Annotated in this window: 27 protein-coding genes; 15 read left to right on the top strand and 12 right to left on the bottom strand. The window is 38.1% G+C overall.

Annotated features, from left to right (window positions below):
• Nucleotides 1–153 precede the first annotated feature (153 nt).
• Nucleotides 154–318 carry a DinB family protein gene (locus ACG94X_RS05560; protein WP_419382746.1) on the top strand — a complete coding sequence of 55 codons (165 nt, stop codon included), beginning with the start codon at nt 154–156 and terminating at the stop codon, nt 316–318.
• 28 nt (nt 319–346) lie between these two features.
• On the opposite strand, the gene ACG94X_RS05565 is transcribed toward ACG94X_RS05560, so the two are convergent.
• Nucleotides 347–817, bottom strand: a complete 471-nt coding sequence (locus ACG94X_RS05565; RefSeq protein ID WP_419382747.1) for a hypothetical protein — start codon at nt 815–817, stop codon at nt 347–349.
• 206 nt (nt 818–1,023) lie between these two features.
• Here ACG94X_RS05565 and ACG94X_RS05570 point away from each other — a divergent pair, with 206 nt between their 5' ends.
• The 3 genes from ACG94X_RS05570 (at nt 1,024) to ACG94X_RS05580 (ending at nt 2,580) form a co-directional block, all read left to right on the top strand.
• Nucleotides 1,024–1,158, top strand: coding sequence for a hypothetical protein (locus ACG94X_RS05570; RefSeq protein ID WP_419382748.1), 135 nt, complete (start codon nt 1,024–1,026; stop codon nt 1,156–1,158).
• A gap of 265 nt (nt 1,159–1,423) precedes the next feature.
• The gene (locus ACG94X_RS05575; protein ID WP_419382749.1) at nt 1,424–2,017 is read left to right on the top strand and encodes a ComF family protein; all 594 of its coding nucleotides are present in this window, start codon (nt 1,424–1,426) and stop codon (nt 2,015–2,017) included.
• Between the two features lie 2 nt (nt 2,018–2,019).
• Nucleotides 2,020–2,580 (top strand): hypothetical protein, encoded by a 561-nt coding sequence (locus ACG94X_RS05580; RefSeq protein WP_419382750.1) that lies wholly within the window; start codon nt 2,020–2,022, stop codon nt 2,578–2,580.
• 46 nt (nt 2,581–2,626) lie between these two features.
• Here the strand turns inward: ACG94X_RS05580 and gatB are convergent, their stop codons facing one another.
• Genes gatB through gatC form a run of 3 tightly spaced genes read right to left on the bottom strand, consistent with a single transcriptional unit; the run spans nt 2,627 to nt 5,946 of the window.
• Entirely contained in the window at nt 2,627–4,102 is a 1,476-nt protein-coding gene (gene gatB / locus ACG94X_RS05585; RefSeq protein WP_419382751.1) for an Asp-tRNA(Asn)/Glu-tRNA(Gln) amidotransferase subunit GatB, read from the bottom strand.
• A complete protein-coding gene (gatA, locus tag ACG94X_RS05590) occupies nt 4,102–5,580 on the bottom strand; it encodes an Asp-tRNA(Asn)/Glu-tRNA(Gln) amidotransferase subunit GatA (protein WP_419382752.1) in 1,479 nt (492 codons plus the stop codon). The genes gatB and gatA overlap by 1 nt, the downstream gene beginning before the upstream one ends.
• 51 nt (nt 5,581–5,631) lie before the next feature.
• Complete coding sequence (gatC, locus tag ACG94X_RS05595) at nt 5,632–5,946, bottom strand: Asp-tRNA(Asn)/Glu-tRNA(Gln) amidotransferase subunit GatC (RefSeq protein WP_419382753.1); 315 nt, start codon at nt 5,944–5,946, stop codon at nt 5,632–5,634.
• A gap of 133 nt (nt 5,947–6,079) precedes the next feature.
• Here gatC and ACG94X_RS05600 point away from each other — a divergent pair, with 133 nt between their 5' ends.
• From ACG94X_RS05600 to ACG94X_RS05625, 6 genes are all read left to right on the top strand, one after another.
• Nucleotides 6,080–7,120, top strand: coding sequence for a rod shape-determining protein (locus tag ACG94X_RS05600; RefSeq protein ID WP_419382754.1), 1,041 nt, complete (start codon nt 6,080–6,082; stop codon nt 7,118–7,120).
• A gap of 31 nt (nt 7,121–7,151) precedes the next feature.
• A complete protein-coding gene (mreC, locus tag ACG94X_RS05605) occupies nt 7,152–8,009 on the top strand; it encodes a rod shape-determining protein MreC (RefSeq protein ID WP_419382755.1) in 858 nt (285 codons plus the stop codon).
• The gene (gene mreD / locus ACG94X_RS05610) at nt 7,996–8,493 is read left to right on the top strand and encodes a rod shape-determining protein MreD (RefSeq protein WP_419382756.1); all 498 of its coding nucleotides are present in this window, start codon (nt 7,996–7,998) and stop codon (nt 8,491–8,493) included. Before mreC ends, mreD begins: the two co-directional genes overlap by 14 nt.
• Complete coding sequence (locus tag ACG94X_RS05615) at nt 8,481–9,047, top strand: Maf family nucleotide pyrophosphatase (RefSeq protein WP_419382757.1); 567 nt, start codon at nt 8,481–8,483, stop codon at nt 9,045–9,047. Before mreD ends, ACG94X_RS05615 begins: the two co-directional genes overlap by 13 nt.
• A 51-nt stretch (nt 9,048–9,098) precedes the next feature.
• A complete protein-coding gene (rng, locus tag ACG94X_RS05620) occupies nt 9,099–10,553 on the top strand; it encodes a ribonuclease G (protein ID WP_419382758.1) in 1,455 nt (484 codons plus the stop codon).
• 130 nt (nt 10,554–10,683) lie between these two features.
• Nucleotides 10,684–10,857: a PA1571 family protein gene (locus ACG94X_RS05625; RefSeq protein ID WP_419382759.1), complete on the top strand. Its 174-nt coding sequence runs from the start codon at nt 10,684–10,686 to the stop codon at nt 10,855–10,857.
• A gap of 204 nt (nt 10,858–11,061) precedes the next feature.
• Here the strand turns inward: ACG94X_RS05625 and ACG94X_RS05630 are convergent, their stop codons facing one another.
• Nucleotides 11,062–12,507 (bottom strand): WS/DGAT/MGAT family O-acyltransferase, encoded by a 1,446-nt coding sequence (locus ACG94X_RS05630; RefSeq protein WP_419382760.1) that lies wholly within the window; start codon nt 12,505–12,507, stop codon nt 11,062–11,064.
• A gap of 188 nt (nt 12,508–12,695) precedes the next feature.
• Nucleotides 12,696–13,427: a phosphoadenylyl-sulfate reductase gene (locus tag ACG94X_RS05635; RefSeq protein WP_419382761.1), complete on the bottom strand. Its 732-nt coding sequence runs from the start codon at nt 13,425–13,427 to the stop codon at nt 12,696–12,698.
• A gap of 292 nt (nt 13,428–13,719) precedes the next feature.
• Here ACG94X_RS05635 and thrH point away from each other — a divergent pair, with 292 nt between their 5' ends.
• Nucleotides 13,720–14,337 (top strand): bifunctional phosphoserine phosphatase/homoserine phosphotransferase ThrH, encoded by a 618-nt coding sequence (gene thrH / locus ACG94X_RS05640; RefSeq protein ID WP_419382762.1) that lies wholly within the window; start codon nt 13,720–13,722, stop codon nt 14,335–14,337.
• A gap of 95 nt (nt 14,338–14,432) precedes the next feature.
• Here thrH and ACG94X_RS05645 read toward each other — a convergent pair whose 3' ends face one another.
• A complete protein-coding gene (locus ACG94X_RS05645) occupies nt 14,433–15,047 on the bottom strand; it encodes an arylesterase (protein WP_419382805.1) in 615 nt (204 codons plus the stop codon).
• A 46-nt stretch (nt 15,048–15,093) separates the two neighbouring features.
• On the opposite strand from ACG94X_RS05645, the gene ACG94X_RS05650 reads away from it, so the two are divergent.
• Together ACG94X_RS05650 and ACG94X_RS05655 are read left to right on the top strand one after the other, a co-directional pair.
• A complete protein-coding gene (locus ACG94X_RS05650) occupies nt 15,094–15,843 on the top strand; it encodes an ABC transporter ATP-binding protein (RefSeq protein WP_419382763.1) in 750 nt (249 codons plus the stop codon).
• Nucleotides 15,843–18,428, top strand: coding sequence for an ABC transporter permease (locus ACG94X_RS05655; RefSeq protein ID WP_419382764.1), 2,586 nt, complete (start codon nt 15,843–15,845; stop codon nt 18,426–18,428). The genes ACG94X_RS05650 and ACG94X_RS05655 overlap by 1 nt, the downstream gene beginning before the upstream one ends.
• Before the next feature lie 149 nt (nt 18,429–18,577).
• Here the strand turns inward: ACG94X_RS05655 and ACG94X_RS05660 are convergent, their stop codons facing one another.
• Nucleotides 18,578–19,390: a rhomboid family intramembrane serine protease gene (locus tag ACG94X_RS05660; protein ID WP_419382765.1), complete on the bottom strand. Its 813-nt coding sequence runs from the start codon at nt 19,388–19,390 to the stop codon at nt 18,578–18,580.
• 73 nt (nt 19,391–19,463) lie between these two features.
• On the opposite strand from ACG94X_RS05660, the gene mtgA reads away from it, so the two are divergent.
• Both mtgA and ppk1 read left to right on the top strand, forming a co-directional pair.
• Nucleotides 19,464–20,138, top strand: a complete 675-nt coding sequence (gene mtgA, locus ACG94X_RS05665) for a monofunctional biosynthetic peptidoglycan transglycosylase (RefSeq protein WP_419382766.1) — start codon at nt 19,464–19,466, stop codon at nt 20,136–20,138.
• A 150-nt stretch (nt 20,139–20,288) separates the two neighbouring features.
• Entirely contained in the window at nt 20,289–22,364 is a 2,076-nt protein-coding gene (gene ppk1, locus ACG94X_RS05670; RefSeq protein WP_419382767.1) for a polyphosphate kinase 1, read from the top strand.
• A 124-nt stretch (nt 22,365–22,488) separates the two neighbouring features.
• Here the strand turns inward: ppk1 and oxyR are convergent, their stop codons facing one another.
• The 4 genes from oxyR to rubA all read right to left on the bottom strand — a co-directional run bounded on the left by oxyR (nt 22,489) and on the right by rubA (nt 25,871).
• The gene (oxyR, locus tag ACG94X_RS05675) at nt 22,489–23,394 is read right to left on the bottom strand and encodes a LysR family transcriptional regulator OxyR (protein WP_419382768.1); all 906 of its coding nucleotides are present in this window, start codon (nt 23,392–23,394) and stop codon (nt 22,489–22,491) included.
• Between the two features lie 13 nt (nt 23,395–23,407).
• On the bottom strand, nt 23,408–24,346 hold the full coding sequence (estB, locus tag ACG94X_RS05680; RefSeq protein ID WP_419382769.1) for an esterase EstB: 939 nt from the start codon (nt 24,344–24,346) through the stop codon (nt 23,408–23,410).
• Between the two features lie 60 nt (nt 24,347–24,406).
• On the bottom strand, nt 24,407–25,597 hold the full coding sequence (locus tag ACG94X_RS05685; RefSeq protein WP_419382770.1) for an NAD(P)/FAD-dependent oxidoreductase: 1,191 nt from the start codon (nt 25,595–25,597) through the stop codon (nt 24,407–24,409).
• A gap of 109 nt (nt 25,598–25,706) precedes the next feature.
• A complete protein-coding gene (gene rubA / locus ACG94X_RS05690) occupies nt 25,707–25,871 on the bottom strand; it encodes a rubredoxin RubA (RefSeq protein ID WP_004678010.1) in 165 nt (54 codons plus the stop codon).
• Nucleotides 25,872–26,335: the final 464 nt, after the last annotated feature.

Here is a 26,335-nt window from a genome sequence, read left to right on the forward strand (position 1 = left end):
TTTCATAGCCAAACAAATATAGAACTATTGCCTTCTATTGAAAAATTACAGCATCGAATTGATATGTCTAATTAGTAGTTCATTAAATTTGTACAGGATCTTCACGTTGAGCCATTGTCTTAGGTTCTTCATTTTTAATTTATAGATCAAAAGATGGGGATTCTGACTGCTGAAGAGATTCTTTTTCATATGATTAATCATAGAACATATTACAGAGGTAATATCGCCCATGCTTTACATCATGCAAAAGTAGTACATCCTGCGGATACTTATACGGTTTTTATTCATCAGTATGAACCTGAGCGTAGGCTAGGTTAGTTTAGACGTTATTTAAAATTTCAAATTGTTAGAATTGTGAACAAGCCTTTCCTTGGTATTCATAACGGTTAACTTTGTAGGCTTGACCATTCCAACGTAAAACTTCGAAACAAAATCCAGGTCCTCCATTTTCAATATCAGGCCAACCATCCGTTCCTTTTGTTTTTAAAAATTCAGGCATACCTGAGTCTTTTAGGATCATTTTCCATTGTCCATTTTTTTGTTGAGCAACGATATAGTAACCTACACCAGTGTTGCCGTAGCACATGGTACTCGCATCTGTAATGATGGCGTCTTTTAGTCCATCACCATTGAGATCTTTATATGTGGTGATTTGACCTATGCCACAGTCAGCTTTCCAGCCTTTATTGGTTTTATTAAAACCTGCTGCTTTAAAGATAGAATTGACTTCATTTGCAGGAATATTTGGTTTGGTTTCTGCAAAAGTTGCTGTGCCTGTGAGAAGCAGAATAGGAAGTATGAGAAGTGCTTTTTTCATTGTTGCTCTTAAAATTTGTCTGATATTGTTAGGAGTTTATGAATTGTATTGTTTTTGAGTCGGTTTGGGTATGTTGTTTCTCATAAATCATTCGGCAATTTTGATAATTTCTCATCATTATTCTCGTTGATCATGTTGAGGTTTTTAGGTTTTGTTGTCTCAATTTTCTGATTTTAAACATAGTAAGGTTGAGACAGGAAATATTCATGATTATCAGTCGGTATAAGAAGATGCAGATGAGTAGTTTGGTAATTGTAAAGTTGCATGGTGGTTGGGTAGAGGTTGAGAATAAAGAAAAAGGTGTAGTGTTTAAGGTGGTTTTGGCTCTCGAAATTTTCTGATACGGTACTTTTTTAAGTTTTTGATTGTAATAAAATAGTAACAGGAAATATTCAAGATTATAAATTTGTTGAAATCAGTATTGTTTGCTGAAAGTTTTATTGATGAAAATTCCAAAATACATCTCAAAGTAGTTTCAGTGGCAGAAAATGACTTAAGACTTAAAGTTTTGTGATTATATTTTAAAAATAATTTAAATATTTTGTTGATTTAGCAAAGTTAGGCTCAATTATTCATATACTTATAGCTTTGATATGATTCTACTTTATGAAAACAAATCTTTTAAAAATTATGGGGCCATGGGATAAGGGGTGTGTCTTAGATAAACACACTTTAAAAAGTGTACCAATCGGTACTTGGGGGAATGGTCATACTCGATTTGATACTACATATACAGAAGTTGGTGAAGCATTATTTCAATTAAAGTATCGTTCTGATTATTCTAAAGTAGAACCTCTAGCTAGCATATTGAATACTGTTGTTTTATCAGAAAAAATGGATAATATTGGGTTTGTAGTGCCAATGCCTCCCTCAGATACTACAAGAAATAGACAACCTGTTATAGAGCTTTCAAAAAGACTAGCAACTAAGTTAAATAAACCTTGTTTTACAGATATTTTACGAAAGTCAAAAACAGAGACGCCCTTAAAAAATGTTAGTACAAAATCTCAAAAACTTGAATTATTAGATGGTAAATTTAGTATAAGCAAAAGTATTTCTAATCCTGAAAAAGGTCCTTGGAATGTACTTTTAGTGGATGACTTATATCATACAGGAGCTTCTATGGAAGAAGCTGTAAAAGTGTTAAAGAGCTATAAGTGTATTAATCAGATATATGTGATAGCTCTTACTTGGAGGTAATGATGGAATCAGTCTTTATTGCAGGTTCGATAAGTATTAAAAATATTAATCAGGCTTTCTTGAGTCGTATAGATAATATTATTCATGAAAATTTATCAATTATTATTGGTGATGCGGATGGAGTAGATAAATCAATACAAGAATATCTGAGTCTGAAAAAATATAAAAATGTGAAAGTTTTTTATAGTGGAAATCAACTTAGGAATAATGTTGGTAGATGGCCTACTGAACAGGTATTAACAGAGCTTCAAGAAGGGACTAAAAAATTTTTTACGGTTAAAGATATGGCAATGGTTACATCTGCCTCCTATGGATTGATGCTTTGGGATGCAAAAAGTACAGGAACTTTGAAAAATGTAATTGAATTGGTTTCTTTAGGTAAAAAGTCTACAGTTTTTGTTAATAAATTAGCCATCTTTCAGCCTGTAAGAAATATCGAAGAGCTCGAAAAAATGATGAGTTATATGGCAGATGGATCAATTGAAAAGGCTAATCAAAAAATTAATCTAAAATCAAGGTTGTTAGATTTGAAGAATAAACAAGTGCAACCTAATCTAATATAAAAAAACCCGCTCTAAAGCGGGTTTTTTATTCCAAAATCAATCAGTTTTAACCAATCAATTTCTTCATCAATTCATTTACTTGCGCAGGGTTAGCTTTACCTTTAGCTGCTTTCATGACTTGACCGACAAGACCGTTAAAGGCTTTTTCTTTACCAGACTTATACTCTTCAACCATCTTCTCGTTGGCTGCAAGTACATCCTTAATAATCGCTTCAATCGCACCTGTATCAGTTTCCTGTTTCAAGCCTTTTTCCGCAATAATTTCGTCTGCAGTTTTGCCTTCATCCCACATAAAGCCGAACACTTGCTTCGCGATCTTACCGTTAATCGTGTTATCCACAATACGAGCAACCATACCACCCAATTTCTCAGCAGAAACAGGCGAGTCAGCAAGTTCTAAACCGGCTTTGTTTAAAGCACCAGAAAATTCACCCATCACCCAGTTTGCAGACACTTTACCTTGTGCAAGACCACCCGCCGCTGCAACGACAGCTTCATAGAAATCTGCCAATTCACGTGAAAGCGTTAAAACATGAGCATCATACTCAGTCACAGCAAAATCTGCGATAAAACGCGCACGACGTGCTTTAGGTAATTCAGGAAGATCGGCTCTTGCAGCTTCAATTTGCTCATCTGAAATAATGACAGGAAGCAAATCTGGGTCTGGGAAATAACGATAATCGTTCGCTTCTTCTTTCGAACGCATCGAACGGGTTTCCATCTTCACAGTATCGAACAAACGTGTTTCTTGGTCGATTTTACCGCCATCTTCCAAAATATCCATTTGACGTGCAATTTCTACATTAATTGCTTGTTCAATGAAACGGAAAGAGTTGATATTTTTCAATTCACAACGTGTACCAAACGCATTGCCCGGACGACGTAACGACACGTTACAGTCACAACGGAACGAACCTTCTGCCATGTTACCGTCAGAAATACCTAACCAACGCACCAAAGTGTGAACTGATTTGATATAAGCCAAAGCTTCTTCAACAGAACGCATATCCGGTTCAGACACGATTTCTAGTAACGGCGTACCTGCACGGTTTAAGTCAATTCCAGACAGACCTTCGAACTGATCATGAATAGATTTACCTGCATCTTCTTCCAAATGCGCACGCGTCACGCCTATGCGCTTCACAGTGCCATTATCAAGCTGAATGTCGATATGACCTAAGCCCACAATCGGATTGTCCATCTGGCTGATCTGGTAGCCTTTTGGCGAATCTGGGTAAAAATAGTTTTTACGTGCAAACACAGAAGTTTGGTCAATGTACGCATCGATACCTAAACCAAAACGAATGGCAAGATCAACTACTTCTTTATTCAATACAGGAAGCACGCCCGGCATTGCCAAATCGACAAGACTAGCTTGAGTATTTGGGTCTTGACCAAATTCAGTTGATGAACCAGAGAAGATCTTAGAATTGGTCGCAAGCTGTGTGTGAATCTCGATACCAATAACGACTTCCCAACCATCAATCAGGTTAGATTTTTGAGCTGTTGAGGTATTAGACATTATGCATTCTCCTCAGCAATTGCCGCACGTTTCGTATGCCAATCTGTATTTTGTTGATATTGATGAACAATCGATAATAATTGCGATTCAGACCAATAGTTTCCAATCAATTGTAAACCGACAGGTAAGTTGTTCGCATCAAAACCAACAGGGGCATTGATTGCAGGAAGACCAGCCAAGTTCACTGCGATGGTGTAAATATCACCTAAGTACATTTCAACTGGATCAAGTTTTGCGCCAATTTTGTATGCAGTGGTTGGTGCAGAAGGTGCAGCAATGACATCTACAGTTTCAAATGCTTTTAAGAAATCTTGTTGGATTAAACGACGTACTTTTTGTGCTTTCACATAGTACGCATCGTAATAACCTGCAGAAAGAGCATATGTCCCAATGAGGATACGACGTTGAACTTCTGCACCAAAACCTTCTGAACGTGAACGTTTATACAAGTCCGTTAAGTCCACAGGGTTTTCACAGCGGTAGCCGTAACGTACGCCGTCATAACGTGACAAATTAGAAGATGCTTCCGCAGGTGCAATCAAATAATAAGTAGGTACGTAGGCTTCAGTCATATTCAGGTCAATTTCAACCAGAATCGCGCCCATGTCCTGTAGTTTTCTCAATGATTCTTCAACACGTGCTTTAACGTCTGCATCTAAGCCGTGTACGTTAAAGTATTGTTTAGGAATACCAATGCGTAAGCCTTTGACCGCAGTTGCATTTAAGTTTGCAACATAATCATCCACTTCTTTCTGAATTGAAGTTGAATCTTTCGCATCGTGACCTGCAATGGTGTTCATTAGAAATGCACAGTCTTCCGCAGAGCGAGCCAATGGACCACCTTGGTCTAAAGATGATGCATAGGCAATCATCCCAAAACGAGATACACGACCATAAGTTGGTTTTAAACCTGTCAGACCACAGAATGAAGCAGGTTGGCGAATAGAACCGCCTGTATCTGTACCTGTTGCAATCGGTGCAAGATCCGCAGCTACGCAAGCCGCAGAACCACCCGAAGAGCCGCCTGGTACGTGTTCTAAATTCCACGGGTTAGCCGTTGCGCCGTAGAATGAATTTTCAGAGGTAGAGCCCATGGCAAATTCGTCCATGTTCACTTTACCTAAAGTCACTAAGCCTGCTGCTTTGGCTTTGGCAACCACTGTCGCATCGTATGGCGATACGAAATTATCGAGCATTTTAGAACCCGCAGTGGTTTTAATGCCTTGAGTACAGAAAATATCTTTATGGGCAATCGGAACGCCAGTCAATAGACCAGCCGTTCCAGATCTAAGTAAGCCATCAGCAGCATCAGCTTGAGCCAAAGCTTGTTCAGGCGTTACCGTAACGTAAGATTGAACACGATCATCAATTTTCGCAATACGGTCTAAATAGTGTTGTGTTAATTCATGAGATGAAAACTGAGCAGTTTTTAACCCTTCAGTCATTTCACGAATCGATAAACGGTGTAAATCAGTCATGAGTACAATTCTTTACGATTAATTTTATAAATAGGTTTAATTGATCAAATATTATTCGATAACGCGAGGGACAAGGTATAAACCATCCTGAGTTGCAGGGGCGATAGCTTGATATTGCTCACGATGATCCGTTTCTGTGACAACATCGGCACGAAGCGGTTGTGGATGATCAAATGGGCTTTTAAGTGGCTCAACACCTTCGGTATCAATGCCTTTTAAGCTTTCCATCATCCCTAAAATTTTATTTAAACTTTGAGCATATTCAGCAGATTGCGTATCATTCAGCGACAATCGTGCAAGATTGGCAATAGCTGAAACAGTTTGCGCATTTAACTCTGCAGATTGCTGTGCATCTGAAGTTGACATGAGGTCTCACCTAATCAGTATTAAAAAATTCAAAATATTGTGCGTTATAATAAGCGATTGACTTGTTCAAATCATCACATTTAGTTAAAGTTGCCATCTTGCGTCCCCATAAAGTTTAAACTGAGAACGACCCGTGATTCTAAAACGACTAATTGGCTTGTTTTCGCCAGATCTTGCCATTGATTTAGGCACTGCAAATACACTAATTTATGCACCAGGAAGGGGCATTATATTAAATGAACCGACAGTTGTGGCAATTCGCCATAGTGGTTCGCAGAAAATTGTTGCAGCCGTGGGTTTAGATGCTAAGCAAATGCTTGGTCGTACACCTGCAAACATTTCTGCAATCCGTCCGATGAAGGATGGTGTTATTGCCGATTTTGAAGTCACCGAAACCATGTTAAATCAATTCATTGGTCGAGTGCACGAAAAACGTTTATTTCCACCTGCGCCACGTGTTGTGGTATGCGTGCCATGTAAATCGACCTTGGTAGAGCGCCGTGCGATTCGTGAAGCTGTATTCAATGCAGGTGCACGTGATGTACGTCTAATTGAAGAGCCAATGGCTGCTGCAATTGGTGCTGGTATGCCTGTAGAACAAGCTTGTGGTTCTATGGTTGTAGATGTCGGTGGTGGTACAACTGAAATTGCAATTATTTCACTTCAAGGCTGTGTCTATGCAGACTCACTTCGTATCGGCGGTGATGTCTTTGATGAACAAATCATTAACTATGTTCGTAAAGCGCATGGTTGTGTGATTGGTGAAACGACAGCTGAAACCATTAAAAAAGAAGTGGGTATGGCGATTGCAGACGGCAAAACTTTAGAAATTGAAGTTCGTGGTCGTAACCTTGCAGAAGGTGTACCGCGCGCAATTACCGTAACTTCTGACGAAATTACCCAAGCGATTTCAGACCCGCTACAAAGCATCGTATCTGCTGTGAAATCTGCTTTAGAACAAACACCACCTGAATTATCTTCGGATATTGCAGAGCGTGGTATTGTTTTGACAGGTGGTGGTGCATTGCTGCGTAACTTAGATAAATTGCTTGCACAAGAAACAGGTTTACCTGTGGTCGTTGCCGAAGATCCTTTAACTTGCGTGACTCGTGGTGGCGGAAAAGCTTTAGAATTTTTTGATAATCCAAATCATGATATGCTTTTTGTAGGCTAAAACTCCGTAGATTAAGTTTAAGGATGAGACGGTGCAACCGAATCTCTTTTCAAGACAACCGCCATCTTTTCGCTCGTTCATTATTGCGGTAATCACTTGTTTGGTTGTGCTGTTTTTTAACTGGCGCATGCCGCAAGTGATTCAACCTGCAAGGGAAGTTCTATATGCGGCATATAATCCTATTTATGCCCTTGCAAGCTATCCTGTATTGTCGAAAGAATGGTTGAATCAACAAACCAAATCTGAAGCACAACTTCGTCGTGAAAATACTGCGATGCAAGCCGAATTGCTTCAGGGGCAAGTACGTCTGCAAAAACTCTCTGAACTTTCTGCCGAAAATACTCGTTTAAGAGGATTATTGGATACGCCACTGATTATTGACGGGCGTATGGAAATTGCAGAAGTGATTGGAACAGATGCTGATCCTTTACGTCATATCATTATTATCAACCGTGGTTCAGTCAATCAGTTAAAAGTTGGGCAAACCGTTTTAGATGATAAGGGAATCATGGGGCAAATTATCAATGTCTATCCACACAGTAGTCGTGTCATGTTGCTTTCAGATAAAGAACATTCTTTATCAGTTCGTTTAGAAAGCTCTGGGATGCGTGCCATTGTGACGGGTACGGGTGATTTGGGACATCTGAAAATGGAATATGTACCGACAAGTGCCAATATTAAAGTGGGCGATAAGGTGTATAGTTCAGGTTTAGGACAGCATTTTCCTGCAGGTTATTTAGTCGGTTCAGTGTCAAAAGTAATGCGTCATAATACCGGTGAGTTTGCTCAAATTGATGTGGTTCCTGCTGCACAATTGGCGGGCGGTCATCATGTCGTGGTACTTTTCTCAGATTCTTTAGCGATGGAGCAGCCGAATGTTGATCGCTAAGAAGCTTTCGTCAGAAAAGCAACGCAAAGATCCTTTATGGATTATTATCTTTTCGATCATCATTGGTTCAATACTAATGGTTTACCCCATGTCATATGCTTTGGCAGGTTGGCGACCACTGTATATGCTCATGATTATGCTGTTTTGGGTACTTTGTCAGCCAACATGGTGTGGTGTATGGTTTGCATTTACCATTGGCTTATTTACTGATTTATTATTAGATGCCCCCTTGGGAATGAATGCTTTAAGTTATGTACTTGTGGCTTTTATTACTCGATATTTCATCCGTGAACGTCGTGTCATGACCTTCAATAATCTTTGGGTGATTAGTACTTTTGCAATTATTGCGTATTTGTTTTTTTCTTTTATTGCGCAAGTCATGGCGGGTACACATTTTTCTATTACACGACATTGGCAACCTTTAGTTTCTAGCATTTTTTGTTGGCCTATTCTTTATTATCTATTAAAAAGATGGCGCATTTAATTCTAGCTTCGAGTTCGCCTCGACGTAAAGAACTGTTGTTACAGGTTGGTTTAAGTTTTGAGACTTGTAGCCCAGATATCGATGAATCTGTGCTGGAAAATGAGCAGGCTGATCATTATGTAGCAAGACTGGCGACTGAAAAAGCGCAAGCTGTATTACAATTATATCCTGATAGTACAGTGATTGCAGCGGACACCAGTTTGGTTTTTGCAGATCAGATTATTGGTAAGCCGGAGTCGAAGCAACATGCTTTTGAGATTTGGGCATTATTGTCAGGTCAAAAACATGAAGTGCTCACAGGTGTTTGTGTTGCAAATGCCCAACAATTATTCAGTAAAGTAGTACGTACACAAGTCGAATTTCAGCGGTTAAGTGCTCAAGATATGGAAGATTATTGGGCAACAGGTGAACCGATAGGCAAAGCTGGCGCATATGCGATTCAAGGCATTGCAGCTCAATATATAATCGCTATAAAAGGCAGTTATAGCAATGTAGTCGGTTTACCATTACATGAAACGATACAGTTATTAGATCAAATAGATCAACGCAGTTAAGGCACTAAATTAGCTGACCAAAAGAATTTTTATAATGTTTTGAGTTTTATTATGTCTGACGAATTATTGATTAACGTCACACCTATGGAATGTCGTGTGGCGCTGATTCAAAATGGAACGGTCAATGAACTGTTCGTTGAGCGCACTGTTAAGCGTGGGTTAGTCGGGAATATTTACAAAGGTAAAGTCGTACGTGTACTTCCAGGTATGCAAGCTGCTTTTGTCGATATTGGCTTATCTCGTACTGCATTTTTACATATTAATGATATGGTTTGGGCACGTAACCAACCAACGCCCAATGTTTTTGAATTATTACAACCGGGTCAAATCCTCACGGTTCAAGTGATGAAAGACATGCTGGGAACAAAAGGTGCGCGTTTAAGTACAGATCTTTCTATCCCATCTCGTTATCTGGTTTTGATGCCCTATGGTAGTCATACTGGTGTATCACAACGTATTGAATCTGAAGAAGAGCGCGATCGTTTGCGTTCGATGATTGAACGGATTCAAGCAGAGCATCAATTACCAGGTTCAGTCATTGTGCGAACGGCAGCAGAAGGGATTGAAGAAGCTGCGATTGCACAAGATATGGCTTATCTCGCCAAGTTGTGGCAATACATTCAAGACAGACAAAAAATTATTGTTGTACCTTCTTTGATTTTTGAAGAATTGCCGTTGCCACAACGTGTCATTCGAGATTTGGCCAATGAAAATACTGCAAAAATTTCGGTAGATTCACGTGAAATTCATGCCAAATTACAAGAATTTGTTCAAGAATTTGTACCGAGCATGGAAAGTCGTCTGATTCATTATCCGGGTGAGCGCCCAATTTTTGATTTGTATAATGTTGAAGAAGATATTCAACGTGCTTTACAAACTCGGGTTGCGCTCAAGTCTGGCGGTTATTTGATGATTGATCAAACCGAAGCGATGACCACTATTGATGTCAATACAGGTTCATATGTCGGTGGGCGTACGCTTGAAGACACTGTATTTAAAACCAATATGGAAGCGACGCAGGTGATTGCTCGTCAACTTCGCTTGCGTAATCTGGGTGGTATTATCATTATCGATTTCATTGACATGCAAGAAGTATTGCATCGTGAAGAGGTGATGAGTCAGTTCGATAAAATGCTTGAACGTGATCATGCTAAAACCAAAATTACCCAAGTATCAGAATTGGGTTTAGTGGAAATGACTCGTAAACGTACCCGAGAATCACTGGAACATTTACTGTGTGAATCTTGTCCTGCGTGTCAAGGTCGCGGTTATATCAAAACTGCAGAGACAGTATGTTACGAAATCTTTCGAGAAATATTACGTTATACACGTGCTTATGAATCTCAGACTGGCTTTACTGTTATTGCACATCCATCGGTGATTGATCGCTTGCTAACCGCAGAAGCCCCAGCTGTCGCAGATTTGGAGCATTTCATTCACCGTGTGATCAAATTTCAAGTCGAAAATTTATACACGCAAGAGCAATACGATATCATTCTGAGTTGAAATTGTAACAGAATATCGTTAAACACTTGTTACATCTGAAATTTTACTTTTTTCACTGATTTCACAATACTAGATACAAAGGTAGCCAAAGACGTTTCTCTTTTTAATAGTCTTAGCAAGTGAGGTCAAAATGAGTGTAAGTGAACAATTAGTCAGTCGTGGCATAATGCATGTGTTGGACAATCAACCGAAAAATACATGTGTGATGTTGGATGATAATGGTAAAGAAGTAAACGTTACTAAAGATATGGTGGTCAATGTTTGCCATCAACTCTTAAAAAAATGTCGAAATGTTAAAAATTAAGGGGCAATATTGAGCCCCTTAATTTTTCAACTTTTTTAATTAAAAATGCGTTCCATTTGAAAATAAAAATGTAAAGTTCAAATAAGCAAGAAATTAACATTCACAATTGAATATTTAATAAAGATTATTTGTAAAATACAGTTATTTACAAATAATGAGATTCACAAAAGCCTAATATCGTAGGCTTTTGCAATTCAGATAATATTAACCAATAACTTTTTGAATAGACGTATTATTGTTTAATTGAGTTTCTGTATTCATTTCGATACTTTGCTCAGATGCTAATTTTGCAGCATTTTTTTCACTTATAATGTGCTCAAATTTTTGAATTTCATTTTCTAGATGCGTCAAAAGATTTTGCAATTTAGGTAATGATTTACGGCAACCTGTTAAACCGACTTCTAATTTATCCAAATAACTGGTCATGGTGATATTCAAAGCTTGCCCGTCTAGAACAATTGAAGCAGGGTAGAGTGCATCGAGTTTTGCACCATTCCAATACAAAGGTTCACGAGGACCTGGAACATTGGAAATAATTACGTTAAATGCTTGATTTTTTGGCATCATTCCAGACGCGATATTGAACCCTGCTGGCCCAAAAACAAAAGCACTATAATTTAATATTTGATCTGAACTCATGCGTTTAAAACGATTTTTAGAGTGTAGAACACTGCGACGAATAATTTCTAAACGTTCTTCTGGTTGTTCTTTATCTGTTCCCAAGTTTGCCAAAATCATGGTGATTCGGTTACTCATATCCGAGTCGTCATCACGTAGAGAAGCAGGAACCATGGCAACCAATGGTTTTTTGGGTAAAGCATCTTGCGTAATTAAATAATCACGAATTGCACCTGAACAGACTGCTAAAATAACATCATTAATGGTCACACCAAGCGCTTTAGAAATGTCTCTAAAACGATCTAATTCAAATGATTGTGCTGCAAAACGGCGTGAAGAACTAACTCGTTGATTAAACAAACTGCGTGGTGCTTGGAAACTCGACACATAGTCTGGGTTTTTGCCCATTTCTTTAAACACAGTTTGGAACAGCTCTTGTGTCACTTTTGGTGCAGATTCGACTTGGCCTTTTAATGTTGCGTATATTTTTTTAGCTTTATCTAGTTTGGTTTCTTTTAGACGTTTTGCACGTTTACCTTCGACACACCACGGTGGAATAATAGTTTTTGAATCTGGATCTTTAGAGAATGATTTCTCCAGTAAGCGCATGCCCGCAACACCATCAATCATGGCATGGTGGATTTTAAAATACATGGCAAAGCGATTGCCTTCGATTCCTTCAATAATATGACACGTCCAAAGTGGTTTAGCCCGATCAATTAAAGCGCTGTGCTCTTGTGAAATATACACCAATAATTCACGAATTCGTCCAGGGTGCGGAAGTGCGATGTGACGGAAATGATGGTCAATATCAAACTCTTCATCTTCATCCCAAAAAAAGCCATTTAAGCGATTGTTAAACGGTGGAACAGGAATAGATTTTGAATTACGAATATCTGCAACAAGATCTTGAATAAATGTAGATGGGGCATGTTCTGGAATTTGAAATAAGAACAATCCACCCACATGCATAGGTTGTTGACGCTTTTCTAAATTAAGAAAAATATAATCGATTGGGTGTAATGGGCGCATGGTCTGGGATTGCCTCACTGCAATGTCTACAACAACTCATGTCCGAGTGTTGGATTGTTAGAATTATAGAACCTGAGCTAAAGTATAGAACGATTTGGAGGGTGAAATCCAAGCATTTCGATGAACGTTGGGTCTAGAAAGAAGTCATCAAATGGAGTGACTTCTTTCAACCAAATCTGATACTAAAACTATTTTAAATTTCCAGCATGTAACCCACATTCTTTATGGGTGGCTTCTTCCCACCACCAACGACCTTCACGTTCATGTTGGTTGGGTAATATTGCACGTGTACAAGGCTCACAACCGATAGAAATATATCCTTTTTCATGTAAAGGATTATATGGAATTTCCATCATGCGAATATAATTCCATACATCTGCACTTGACCAATTGGCAAGTGGATTATATTTAATCAATTGTTTCCCTTCGCCTGAAAAACCGACATCGGCTTGAATAACTGGAATTTCTGTACGTGTCCCCGGACTTTGATCTTTACGCTGTCCTGTGATCCAGCCATCTAGGGTGGCTAATTTTTTTCGCAAGGGTTGTACTTTTCGGATTCCACAACATTCTTTATGGTCATCTTGATAGAAGCTGAATAAGCCTTTTTCATTTACCAATTGTTGGACTGCTTCAGATTCAGGGAAACAAATTTCAATTTTGATGTTGTAATGTTTACGTACTGTTTCTAAAAACTGATAGGTTTCAGCATGCAAACGACCAGTATCTAAGCTGAAGACACGGTATGGCTTACCTAAATGATGCGCCATATCAATCAAGACAACATCTTCTGCACCAGAAAATGAGATGGCGATTTCACCTTGTTGCGATAAAGCCAACTCTAATATTTCAGACGGTGATTTATCTGTATATTCCGCAGCTAGTGCATCTACAAGATCGATCGTTGGTATAGTGGTCATGTCTGCTCCTGGCAGTTAGCTTGAAGCTCTGTTCTATTTGAATATTTCTAAGAATATCTAAATTTAAACATTTTAGAGAAAGTTAAATCAATTACACTTTATATGAGTAAAGCCTTTTTGAAATCCATCGTATTTTAAAGTAAATGAAATATGCTGCTTAGCAGATTATTTAAAATGCTTATGAAAAAAATAGATTTATAGGAATAGATAGACCAAAAAACTTTCATCAAAGAAAACCAAAATTTGATGTTATGATAACGCCAAAATTTTAAACTGACATTTGGGAGAACCCATGGAAATCGTATGTCTTGATCTTGAGGGTGTATTGGTACCAGAAATCTGGATCAATTTTGCTAAAAAAACAGGAATCAAAGAATTAGAAGCAACAACACGTGATATTCCAGACTACGATGTGTTGATGACGCAGCGTCTCAATATTCTTAAACAACATGGTTTAGGTTTAAATGATATTCAAGCTGTGATTGCAGATATGGGGCCATTCCCAGGTGCAAAAGAGTTTGTTGAATGGGTGCGTACGCATTTCCAATTGATCATTCTTTCAGATACGTTCTATGAGTTTGCTCATCCGCTAATGAAACAACTCGGTTGGCCGACGATTTTCTGCCATAAGCTTGAAACAGATGAAAAGGGCATGATCACTGCGTATAAATTACGTCAGCCTGATCAAAAACGTGAAGCTGTAAAAGCTTTACATGGTTTGAATTATCGTGTGATCGCTGCTGGTGATTCTTATAACGATACGACAATGTTAGGTGAAGCGGACGAAGGATTTTTATTTGATGCACCTGAAAATGTGATTCGTGAATTTCCACAATTCCCACCAATTCATGGTTATGAAGCATTGAAAGAAGCGATTCGTAACGCGTCTGTTCGTGATATTCCAGCATAATCTATTGAATATATTGTAAAAAAAGACGCTTAGGCGTCTTTTTTGTTGGTAGTACATAAACATACTTGAGGATTTAGTGCAGTATAGAAAGTTTCTTACAACGCAGCCTTAATTAACGGGTAGGCATTATTCAGTAGAGTTTTTTGTGCAGATGCATTCGGGTGAATTAAATCTTTTTGCATCAAATTTTTATTGCCTGCGATACTATTCATAAAAAAAGGATGGAGTTTTACTTTATATTGTTGGCTTAAAATTTGATAATTTTTTTCAAAAGCTTGGCTATATGCTGCACCATAATTCGGTGGAATTTTCATTCCCAATAAAATGACAGTTGCTTTGCTTTTCTGACTTAGTTGGATTAATTGTGCTAAATTTTTCTGAATTATTTGCGGTGGTTGCCCACGTAAACCATCATTACCGCCCAATTCAATTACAACAACATCTGGTTTGTGTGTTTGCAAGAGTTTAGGCAAGCGAGCCAATGCCCCACTGGTGGTTTCCCCACTGACACTGGCATTGATTACTTTATGCTGTTTAGGTTGTTGTTGATCCAAGCGTTGTTGTAGTAATACCACCCAACTTTGTTGTGGGTTTAAACCATAGCCTGCACTTAAACTATCACCCAAAATCATGATGGTTTTTGCAAAACTACTAACGGGCAACAGACAGATCATGCTAAAAATTAAACAATGAATACCGTTTTTCATCATTTTCAAATTTAACAATTTTTTGATTTGCATATAGGGTACTTTTACGATGTCTAAGGTTCAGGATGATTCAACTTCTCCCATCATGCCACAAGTGATAATTTCTGCACAGCAATTGACACAAAAGATTGAACTCCCACATCAAACACTTACAATTTTCGAAAATTTAAACTTGAATATTCATGCGGGTGAGCAAGTTGCCATCACAGGACGTTCGGGGTCAGGAAAGTCAACTTTGCTGGGTATTCTTGCCACTTTAGACCAAGCCAGTACAGGGCAGTTGACCGTATGCGGTGAAAGTATTCAAAGCTTAAACGAAGAACAGCGTGCTTTAGTTCGTTTAAAATATATAGGTTTTGTATTTCAATCTTTTCAACTACTTCCTCATTTGTCGGCACTTGAAAATGTGATGTTGCCACTCCGTTTGCAAAAAGATTTTAACTATTCAGATGCCGAGAAAAAGTCATTGAAATTATTGGCAAAAGTAGGCTTGGAAAGACAGAGTCAGCAAACACCTAAAGTGCTTTCTGGCGGTGAACAGCAGCGTGTGGCAATCGCGCGGGCATTGATTTCAGACCCTAAAATTATTTTTGCAGATGAACCAACAGGGAATTTGGATGGCCATACTGCACATGAAATTGAACAGTTATTATTTGATTTAAATAAAGAATTAGGCACAACTTTGGTTCTAGTTACTCATGATCCTCAACTGGCAGCACAATGTCAGCGTCATTACGAGCTATTAGAGGGGCAATTGATTGAGCATTCTCAAACTCATAAAAAACATGAGGTTGTGTGATGTTGACATTATTTAAGCCATTATTTAGGCAAAGTTTTGCAAGTTCAGGTATTTACTTACTGATTATTGCTTTGAGTTTAGCCATAAGTGCGACGACTGCTTTAAAATTTAGTAATGACCAAGTACAACAAGCAGTGACTCTACAGGCTGCAAAAATGCAAGCGGCTGATCTGGTACTTAGCGATACCAATCCGATTGAACTGCAATGGTTAAAACGAGCAGATGAATTAAAGCTCAAACAGTCGCATGTCACCATGTTCAGTTCTATGGCTTCTACGCATGATCAATTTGTCATGGTGAATGTGAAAGCGATAGATGCCGCATTTCCTTTACGTGGTGAATTGAAAAGTACCCCACAGCAGCAATTACAGACTGGTGGGGTTTGGCTGAGTAAACGTGCTCAAGAACTATTAAAATTAAACATAGGCGATTCAGTTCAAATTGCAGATGGTCAATTTAAAGTCACAGGAATTATTAACCATGATTCTAATCAGGAAATAGGTTTTTCTGCGTTTTCCCCAACAGTGATAATTTCTCAAGCGGATGTTGTAAAAACTGGCGCAATTCAAGTAGGAAGCCGTATTGAATATCGTTTGCTTATGTCTGGCGATACACAATCTTTAAATACTTATCAGCAAGCGTTCAAAGATTTTAAAGAACAAGAAAAGCAAAATTTTGCTCGACAGTTTGATCAGAAGCAGCATCAAATTGGTGATCAAAACAACCAACAAAACAATCATCAAGAAGATCAGCAAGTAGCTCAAACAGATCAATCTGCTCAAGCCGTGCAAAATACTGAAACTGATTTAGATGATCAAAGTAATTTAAGGCTGCGCAATGCCAATGAAGGAAATTCACGATTACTGAAACCGATTGAAAATTTAGATACTTTTTTACAGTTGGCGAATATTTTAACAATCCTATTGTGTGGTTTAGCGATTGCTTTGACCAGTCAGCGCTATGTTCAGCAAAATCAGGATCATATTGCTTTAATGCGTTGCATGGGGGCAAGGAAAGGTCAGATTTTCCAAACGTATTTGGTTTTATTACTGGTTGTGATCGCTATTGCTATGGTGATTGGTAGTGGCTTAGGCATGATATTGGGTTATTCGTTATTACAACTCATGCTACAAATGATTACTAATTTGGAAATACAATTTTCGATGCTGCAAATGTTGTTTGGCCCATTGCCGATTGCAATTTTTACCAGTGCAATTGTGTTGATTGGTTTTATATTACCGAGTCTATGGCAGTTGTTAAATACACCACCGATACGTGTGATTCGCCAACAGGAAAAATCAGCACGTTCAATGTTGTGGATGCTGTCTACAGGTTTAATCAGCTTAATTATTTTTAGTTTAATACTCACTGAAAATGTCGTTCTCACGACTTTAGTCATGGGTTCAGTGATTGTGTTAACAGGGCTGTTATATGGCATTGTTTTATTGGTTTTGAAAACCTTAAAATCTATGCGTAATCGACTTTCGGTCTATGTACGTACACCTTCTCAAACTGCATTACAGGTCACGGCATTGGCTTTAGGGTTAAGTTTAATTACCGTACTTGCAGTGCTAAGAACTGATCTATTAGAGCGTTGGCAGCAACAAATTCCAGAAGGTACGCCAAATCAATTTATTTATGGTTTACCGCCATTTGAGCTAGAAGCATTTAGACAACAATTAGCACAGCAGCACTGGAAAAGTTCACCTTTATATCCCAATGTAAAAGGGCGTTTATTGGCAAAAAATGGACAAGCTTTTTCTACTGATTTGGTGAAAAAGAGTAATTCGCTACGTCGTGAATTGAATTTGACTCAAGCAGATCAGTATCCTCAGGATAATAAGATTATTTCAGGTGATCCGAAGCTGTCTAAAGTTGGACAAGTATCTGTAGAGGCTAATTTAGCAGAAGAGTTAGGGATAAAAATTGGAGATCATTTAACTTTTAGTTTGCCTGAGGGAAATCTACAGGCTCAAGTTGTTAATCTGCGAACGGTAGAGTGGCAAAGTTTTAGCCCGAACTTCTTTTTTATTTTTACACCCAAGACTTTAGATGAGAATGCGGGCAGTTATTTAGGAAGTTTTTATGTGCCACCAGACGAAAAATCGAAAATGGTTCATTTGATTCAGCAATTTTCCAACACAGTTTTTATTGATGTTTCTTTGATTTTTGAAGAAATAAAGCATCTTGTTGCAGTATTGGTAAAAATTATTACTGTACTGGCTGTATTGGTTAGTTTGTCCGGATTTTTGGTGTTAATAGCCTGTATTAATTTATTGATGGATGAGCGAAAAAGAGAAGTGGCGTTGTTGCGTTCTTTTGGCAGTTCAAAGCGTCAGTTAAAAAATATGATGAGTTTGGAAATCGGTTTTATTGGATTATTGGCAGGGATTATTTCGTGTTTCTTTGCAGAGGTGATTAGCGCTGTTGCAAGTTATCGTATGGACATGGCATTACAGTTACATTGGGAAATATGGTTGATTTTGCCGATTTCGATGGCTGTTTTATGTGCCTTGATTGGACGTTATCGTTTGAGTTATTTGTCTGAAATTCCACCTTTACAGAGTTTAAGAGAATTAAATTAAAGGCGAATGGTTAAGGTCGATTGATTATGTGTGCTTATTTTAAGCATCATTATTCATTAACTTTAACGATTTTTTATGTCTCTGAACAATCTTTCCATACCTATCTAAAAAGGGTGTGGAAAGATAAATACTTAGTTATTGCGTATTTGTTAAAATTTCAATTGGCTACGCATTTGTACAATGGCTTCTTGCCAAAGTGGTGTAAGCGGCTCAACCAGATGTTGGCAATATAGATAAACAGCATAAGTGGCAGCAATGCCTAAGACCATAATCACGAGATTTACCTTTTGACCAGCTTGGCTACGTTGGGTCATATACCATGCTAGAGCCATCAGCGCACCCATGATCATACCGCCAATATGCGCGGCATTATTGATTCCTGAAGCAAAATAGCCAAACGCTAAGTTAATGGCGAGTGTGATGAAAAGTGCCTTTTTATCTAAGATAAATCTTTGATTTACTGTCGGAGCAAACATCGAAAGTAGTGTTAATGCACCACCGAGTCCCATCACCGCACCTGATGCACCAGCAGATATACGTGGAAGTAACGATTGATCAAAACTTTGTAAAAATCCATAGCTGTGACGAATATCGAGATAACCACTTAACAAGCTTCCCATTAAACCTGCAAGGATATACAGGCTTAAATAGTAAACTCGTCCAAACATTTGCTCTGCAATGTTGCCAAAGATATAGAGTGCCCACATATTCATCATTAAATGAATAATGCCGAAGTGAAAAAACATACTGCTAAAGAGGCGATACGGTTCCTCTAGAAAGGTTAAAGGTGCATAATCAGCACCCCAACGTAATGCGTCCAAAGTAGTTGGGTCTGTAATATTGACACCTGAAAGGACTTGTAAGGCAAATAATCCAACATTGATGATAATCAGTATGAGGGTTATTTTTTCTATCTTGTTACTGGTTTGTAGATAAGATGACGTTTCTCGATAATCAGACATGCCGTTTCTTTATTTCTTATAGATAGATTGAGCTTAGCATGAAATACCAAATTTTTCGGAGTAACCTGCTGACATGAAAGCTTTTATTGTTCGTGGTTTGTTAATCATTATGAGTGTTTTGATTTTGATTCAGCTTTGGATTTTCTCAAGTTTGGTCTATTGGCGTAGTCATGACGTTGAAACAACAATGTTTATGCGTTGGACATATTTCTCAGATTTTAAGCCCATTCAACATGAATGGCGTGATTATGGAGACATTAGTGATAATTTTAAACATGCGATTATTGCTGCTGAAGACGCTAAGTTTGTAGATCATCATGGTTTCGATTGGGATGGTATTGAAGATGCTTTGCAACGTAATTTGAAGAAAGATAAGGTAGTTGCAGGTGGTTCAACAATTTCACAACAACTCGCCAAAAACTTATTTTTCTATAATCGTCGTTCATTTATTCGTAAAGGGCAGGAAACCATTGCAACAACGATGATGGAGCGGATGTGGACGAAGCAACGGATTTTAGAAGTCTATATGAACTCAGTTGAGTTTGGCGATCATATTTATGGCGTAGAAGCTGCTGCACAGCATTACTTTGGTAAAAGTGCTAAAAGTTTAACAGCTGAGCAAGCTGCATTTTTAGCTGCAATATTGCCAAATCCTAAATATTACCAAGACCATCGTGATGATCGAAAATTGAATTATCGTAAAGGTTTGATCTTAAAGTATATGCGTAGTACCCGTATTCCAGATTAATTTGTGATTTAAAAATAAAGATAAATACTGAGCGTGAATGCAAAGCACAAATTATTGTGCTTTTTTTTAGTCATGGACTTTTTTTTATGAAATTGTCACAAATATGAAGCATACTAGATTTATGACATTTTTTTGATGCAGGTTTATTGCATGAATACCGCAGTGACGACAACAACAGCAACAGAATATTCTTATAATGAACGATATATTAATCGTGAACTTTCTATTTTAGATTTTCACTTACGTGTTTTGGAACAAGCAGTAGATCCTTTACATCCGTTACTTGAGCGTCTCAATTTTTTACTTATTTTCTCACGCAATATGGACGAATTTTTTGAAATTCGTGTTGCAGGGATGATGGAAGAATTAACTTTAGGTAATGAAAGCCGTTCACCAGACGGTTTAACACCTAAGCAAGTTTTAGAGCAAATTTCTAAAACGGCACATGAAGCAATTGAACGTCAATATCGTATTCTCAATGATGAAATTTTCCCAAAGCTTCGTGAAGAAGACATTTGTTTTTTACGCCGTGGCGAGTTAACACCTGCACAATCTGCTTGGATCAAAAAGTATTTTCAGGAACAAGTTGCACCCGTTCTGACTCCAATTAGCTTAGATCCCGCACATCCATTTCCTCGTTTAGTGAATAAAAGTTTAAACTTTATTATTACTTTGGAAGGGAAAGATGCTTTTGGACGACAAATTGATTTAGCGGTTGTACCTGCACCTCGTTCATTGCCACGTGTGGTACGTTTGCCAGATGAGTTAACAGGTGGAAAAGAACATTTTGTAATGTTATCTGCAATCATTCATGAACATGTTTCAGACTTGTTCCCAGGAATGACAGCAACAGGGTGTTATCAATTCCGTGTAACACGTAATGCGGATTTGGCGTTAAATGAAGATGTAGAAGACTTAGCCAAAGCATTAATTGGTGAGTTAAGTTCACGTCGTTTTGGTCGTGCTGTTCGTTTGGAAGTGACACAGAATTGTCCACAACATATTTATGAATATTTACTGGAAGAGTTTGATTTAGAAAAAGAACAACTTTATAAAGTTGATGGCCCAGTGAACTTGGCACGTTTAGTTTCGAACTTTAAACGTCCCCATATGCGTTACGATGCACATGTACCTGTGATTCCAAAAGTATTGAAAAAGACTGAAAATATTTTCTCTGCAATGCAGAAGCAAGACATTCTTTTACATCATCCGTTTGAATCTTTTGCGCCAGTAATCAACTTACTACGTGAAGCTGCTCGTGATCCTCAAGTATTGGCAATTAAACAAACGCTGTATCGTAGCGGTGCAGATTCTGAAATTGTTCAAGTTCTTGCAGAAGCAGCACGTAATGGTAAAGAAGTGACTGCAATCATCGAGTTACGTGCTCGTTTTGATGAAGAGTCGAATATTGAAGTTGCCAATGTTTTACAAGAAGCTGGTGCAGTCGTGGTCTATGGTATTGTCGGGTATAAAACCCATGCCAAAATGATCTTGGTGGTACGCCGTGAGAATAATAAATTAGTTCGTTATGTGCATTTGGGAACAGGGAACTACCATGCGACCAATGCGCGTATTTATACTGACTATGGTTTGATGACCACAGAAAAAGAACTCTGTGAAGATGTACATCGTATCTTTCAAGAATTAACAGGTATGGGGAAAATGGCAAAGCTGAAGAAGCTTTTACATGCACCATTTACCTTACATGCACAGTTAATTGCTTTTATTGATGATGAAATTGCCAATGCAAAAGCAGGTAAACCTGCACAAATTATTGTCAAAGTGAATGCATTAACAGAAGTTCAATTGATTAATAAATTGTATGAAGCATCGCAAGCAGGTGTGCAAATTGACCTGATTATTCGTTCAATTTGCTGTCTACGTCCAGGTCTTCCAAATTTGTCTGAAAATATTCGAGTTCGTTCGATTGTTGGGCGCTTCTTAGAACATACTCGTGTTTATTATTTTGGCAATAATGGCAATCCACGAATCTACTGTTCGAGTGCAGATTGGATGGATCGTAATTTATTCAATCGTGTAGAAGTATGTTTCCCAGTTGAAGATCCTATTTTGAAAAAGCGTATTTATCAACAAGGTTTGGTAAATTATATAAAAGACAATACACAAGCATGGTTGTTGCAAGGGGATGGAACTTGGGTACGTGCTCAATTAAACGAGGGCGAGAAACCTTACAATAGTCAGCAAACTTTGCTTGAACACTATTAGAAATAGTCAATACGATTTATCGTCATGATTTAATATCCATATTAATCACTTGGTTTTTAAGTATTTGAGATCAAAAAAAGGAGTCAATGTTGACTCCTTTTTTATTGCGAATTAGCTTTTGAAATTAGCCTAGATTTGCTGTGACTTTTTGTAAAATTTGAATCAATACATCAAATTCACTTTGGAGTGGTGTACTTTTACGTGTCACTAAAGCCAATGTGCGTGATGGCGCATTCTCAATCGGTTTTACAATAATCTGATCATTGTTTTTCAGCATATTTGCATGAATCGCAATTTCAGGAAGTAAGGTAAAACCTAAATTTGAACTGACCATTTCCACTAGCGTTGGCAAAGAACTGGCTTTTAAGCGATGATCATTTTTACGTTCACCAATTGGACAAACACTCAATGTATGATCGCGTAAACAATGACCTTCTTCCAATAGCATCAAATGTGAAAGATCAAGATCATCTAAGCTTCGTGCATTCACTGCGTTTTGATCCGCTTTATTGCACACCAAGAATAATCTTTCTCTCGCAATTTCAGCGACTTTTAAACCACGGATATCAAAAGGCAAGGCAAGCATGATCATATCGAGATTGCCATGTTCTAGCTTCTCTACAATCTTCTCACTTTGTGCTTCATGCAAATGCAGTTGAATTTTAGGTAATTGTTTGTGCACTTCTTCTAACAGTTGCGACAAAATAAATGGCGCAATGGTTGGAATGATACCAAGATGTAAATCACCAGTTAGAGGTTCACTCATTTCACGGCTTAAACGCATTAAATCTTGCGCATCAGCGAGTAGAACACGGGCTCGGGCGACGACTTGCTCACCTAAAGGAGTCAAACGTACATTTTGGCGGTCACGTTCAACGAGTACGCCACCCAATAAACGTTCTAACTCCATGATTCCACCCGATAAAGTGGACTGAGTTACAAATGAACGGCGCGCTGCTTCTGTAAAGTGCAACGTCTCAGACAATGTCACTAAATATGACAGCTGTCTTAGGGATGGTAATGCAGCCATAGTGTCCTAGTGCTTATGATTTAAAATGATGTGCAAATAATCCGCTAAGTTGAGGAACAAAATGCGGTGGGATATCATGCCCCATTCCCTCAATTAATTCAAATTTAGCGCCTGAAATAGCTTTTGCGACTGCCTTACCATGTCTTGGAGCTAATAAACGATCTTTAGAACCATGAATGACCAAAGTTGGTTTTTCGATCTGTTTATCCAATTTAAGTAAGGAGCCTGTACATAATATTGCTAAAAACTGTTGAAGTACACCCGCTGGGTTATAACTACGACGATATAATTTGCGTGCAGTCTGAATTGCATCGACTTGGTTAATGTAACCTGGTGAGCCAATGATATGAAATAGCTTCAAAGAATGATTAACAATGCCTTCTTCATCACGAGATTCTGGTTTGCCAATTAGACTAAAGAGTTGCTTCGGAAATGGTGGTGGTAATAACGGTTGATTGTTACTGGTAAATAATAATCCTACTTTTTCAATTTTTTCTGGATATTTTGCCGCTAAAATTTGAGCAATCATGCCGCCCATAGAAGCACCAAGAATATGTGTCTTTTCAAGACCTAAACGATCAATCAATAAGCCCACATCTTCAGCCATATCAAATAGATTATATGGCGCTCCATCATTGGGTAAACCTAAGGCAAAACGTCCCATGAGTTTATAAGAATTTAGACGTGGACCTTTATGGCGAATTTTTGAAGATAAGCCAATGTCTCGATTATCAAAACGAATCACATAAAAACCTTGATCGATTAGTGATTTACAGAAAAAATCAGGCCAAAATAACATTTGCGCCCCTAAACCCATAATCAATAAGATTGAAGGATGATCAGGATTGCCCCCTGTTTCGACATGTAGCTGAATACCATTGCCTAAATCGACTTTGGTTTCTTGCATAAAAGACGCATAAGGTGAGACTTGAAACTGGAGTGCGCTATTCATTGTTATTTTTCCTAAATGAGGATATTTTTTTGTACATAAAATATCCTCATTATTAAACCCTTAAACTGATGCAGGAATCAAGTCAGGAACTAATTTTGTTAATGTTAAGCGTTGTTTTCCTGCAGTAGCTCCTAACAGAATAAAACCACGCAATGTCCCTTCGGCATCGACCGCTTTTGATAACATACCATCTTCAAATTCCTCATTGTCCCATGTCACTTCTACACCCAGTGGCGCAGGTAGAACAGTCAGTGGGGCAGCAGGGGTTTTTACCGCTACAGGCATTGCTGGATAATATACCGTCGTCGCCTGACCACTTAAAGTTTTTGCTAAAGCACGTGCTTGTTGCATGATTGGCATGACAAATGGCAAGAGTGTTCCATTTACTTCAGCACAGTCACCGATGGCAAAAATATCTATTTGATTGGTTTCTAAAAGTGTATTGGTAATCACACCACGACTGGTACTAATCTCTGCTGTTTTAGCCAAAGCAATATTCGGTTGTAAGCCAATTGCAGATAAAACGACATCTGCTTGTAGAGACTGACCGCTTGCAAGTGAAACAATATAGCCACGATCAGTTTTAGAAACTTTTTCTACAGTGGTGCCTAAAACAAATTTGATTCCAGATTGCTCAAGATTCTCTTTAAATGCTTGTGCAACATGGTTCGGCAGTAAACGCCCTAATGGCTGTGGTGCTAAGTCGATTACCGTAACCTGATGACCTGTATTTTGCAAGTCGTTGGCAAATTCACAACCAATTAAACCTGCACCTAAAATCACCACACGTTTGTTGCCACATTCGCCCGTGCTGCAGTTGTCTAAAGTTTCACGGAATGCACGATAGTCAATCAGAGAGTTAACCACGTGAATATCATCACTCCCATCACCAGCTATCGCTAATCGAATCGGATTCGCACCAACAGCAAGAATAAGTTTTGAATAGCCTTGAGTGGATATTTGTCCATCTTTTTCTATTGTCAGTTCATGCTTTGCTGGATCGATACTTTTTACCCAAGTATCTTTTTCGATACGCATATTGAGTTGCGTACTCATTTTTTCTGCATTACCTAAACCAATTTGTTCAGGTGCTTTTTTGCCAACCAAAGCATTTGAAAGCGTAGGCTTCGCATAATTCACCGCATCATCTGCACAAATTAGCACCAGTTCTTGTTCTGTGTCTAATTTACGAAATTCTCTTGCAAGGGTATAACCCGCCATGCCAGAACCTATGATGACAATCGGTTGCATATCCATTCTCCGTACGCATTAAAATAAAAGTAGGTTGGGCTAATCATTATGTTTTTAATGGTGCAATAGCCGTAAAAAAGACCATGTAAACATGGTCTGGGTTGAAATCTTAGATTTCTACCATTTCGAAGTCTGCTTTAGAAACACCACAGTCTGGGCAAGTCCAATCATCTGGGATATCTTCCCATTTAGTACCTGCTGCGATGCCATCTTGTGGCCAACCTTCTGCTTCGTCATAAATCCAACCGCAAACGATGCATTGATATTTTTTCATCTAACTCTCCGATATCTGACAAATACGTTTTCTGCGCTGCCAGTAAATTCCTTCTGCTGCAATGACTCAAATAATATGCAAATGAAAGTGCACATATTTTTTTAAATTTTTACGCAGTTCTATAGCTAAAGTAAAGCAATTATCGGAGTTTATCTCACTTATCGTAAAGCTGAATGGCAGAGTAGGACAAAAGCTGTGTTTGTTAGGCTAATTCATGGAGATATTGTCTGACAATGTCAAGATTAATGCTCAATGTGAGGTCATTCTTCAACGCTGCTGTTTTCAGATAGGTGTTAGATAAGTGAATGTTAGTCCATTATTTATTTAGTTTTTTTATATTCTATGATTCCGACTAAGGTCTAGCTGAAAATAAATTTAATATTATTTATAATAGAATCAGAGTTTGATATACCCAATATTTATTATAAAAATGGTACTAATAAATTCAATAACTTAGAGTGAAA

Source organism: Acinetobacter psychrotolerans (assembly GCF_048552595.1).
GTDB lineage: Bacteria > Pseudomonadota > Gammaproteobacteria > Pseudomonadales > Moraxellaceae > Acinetobacter.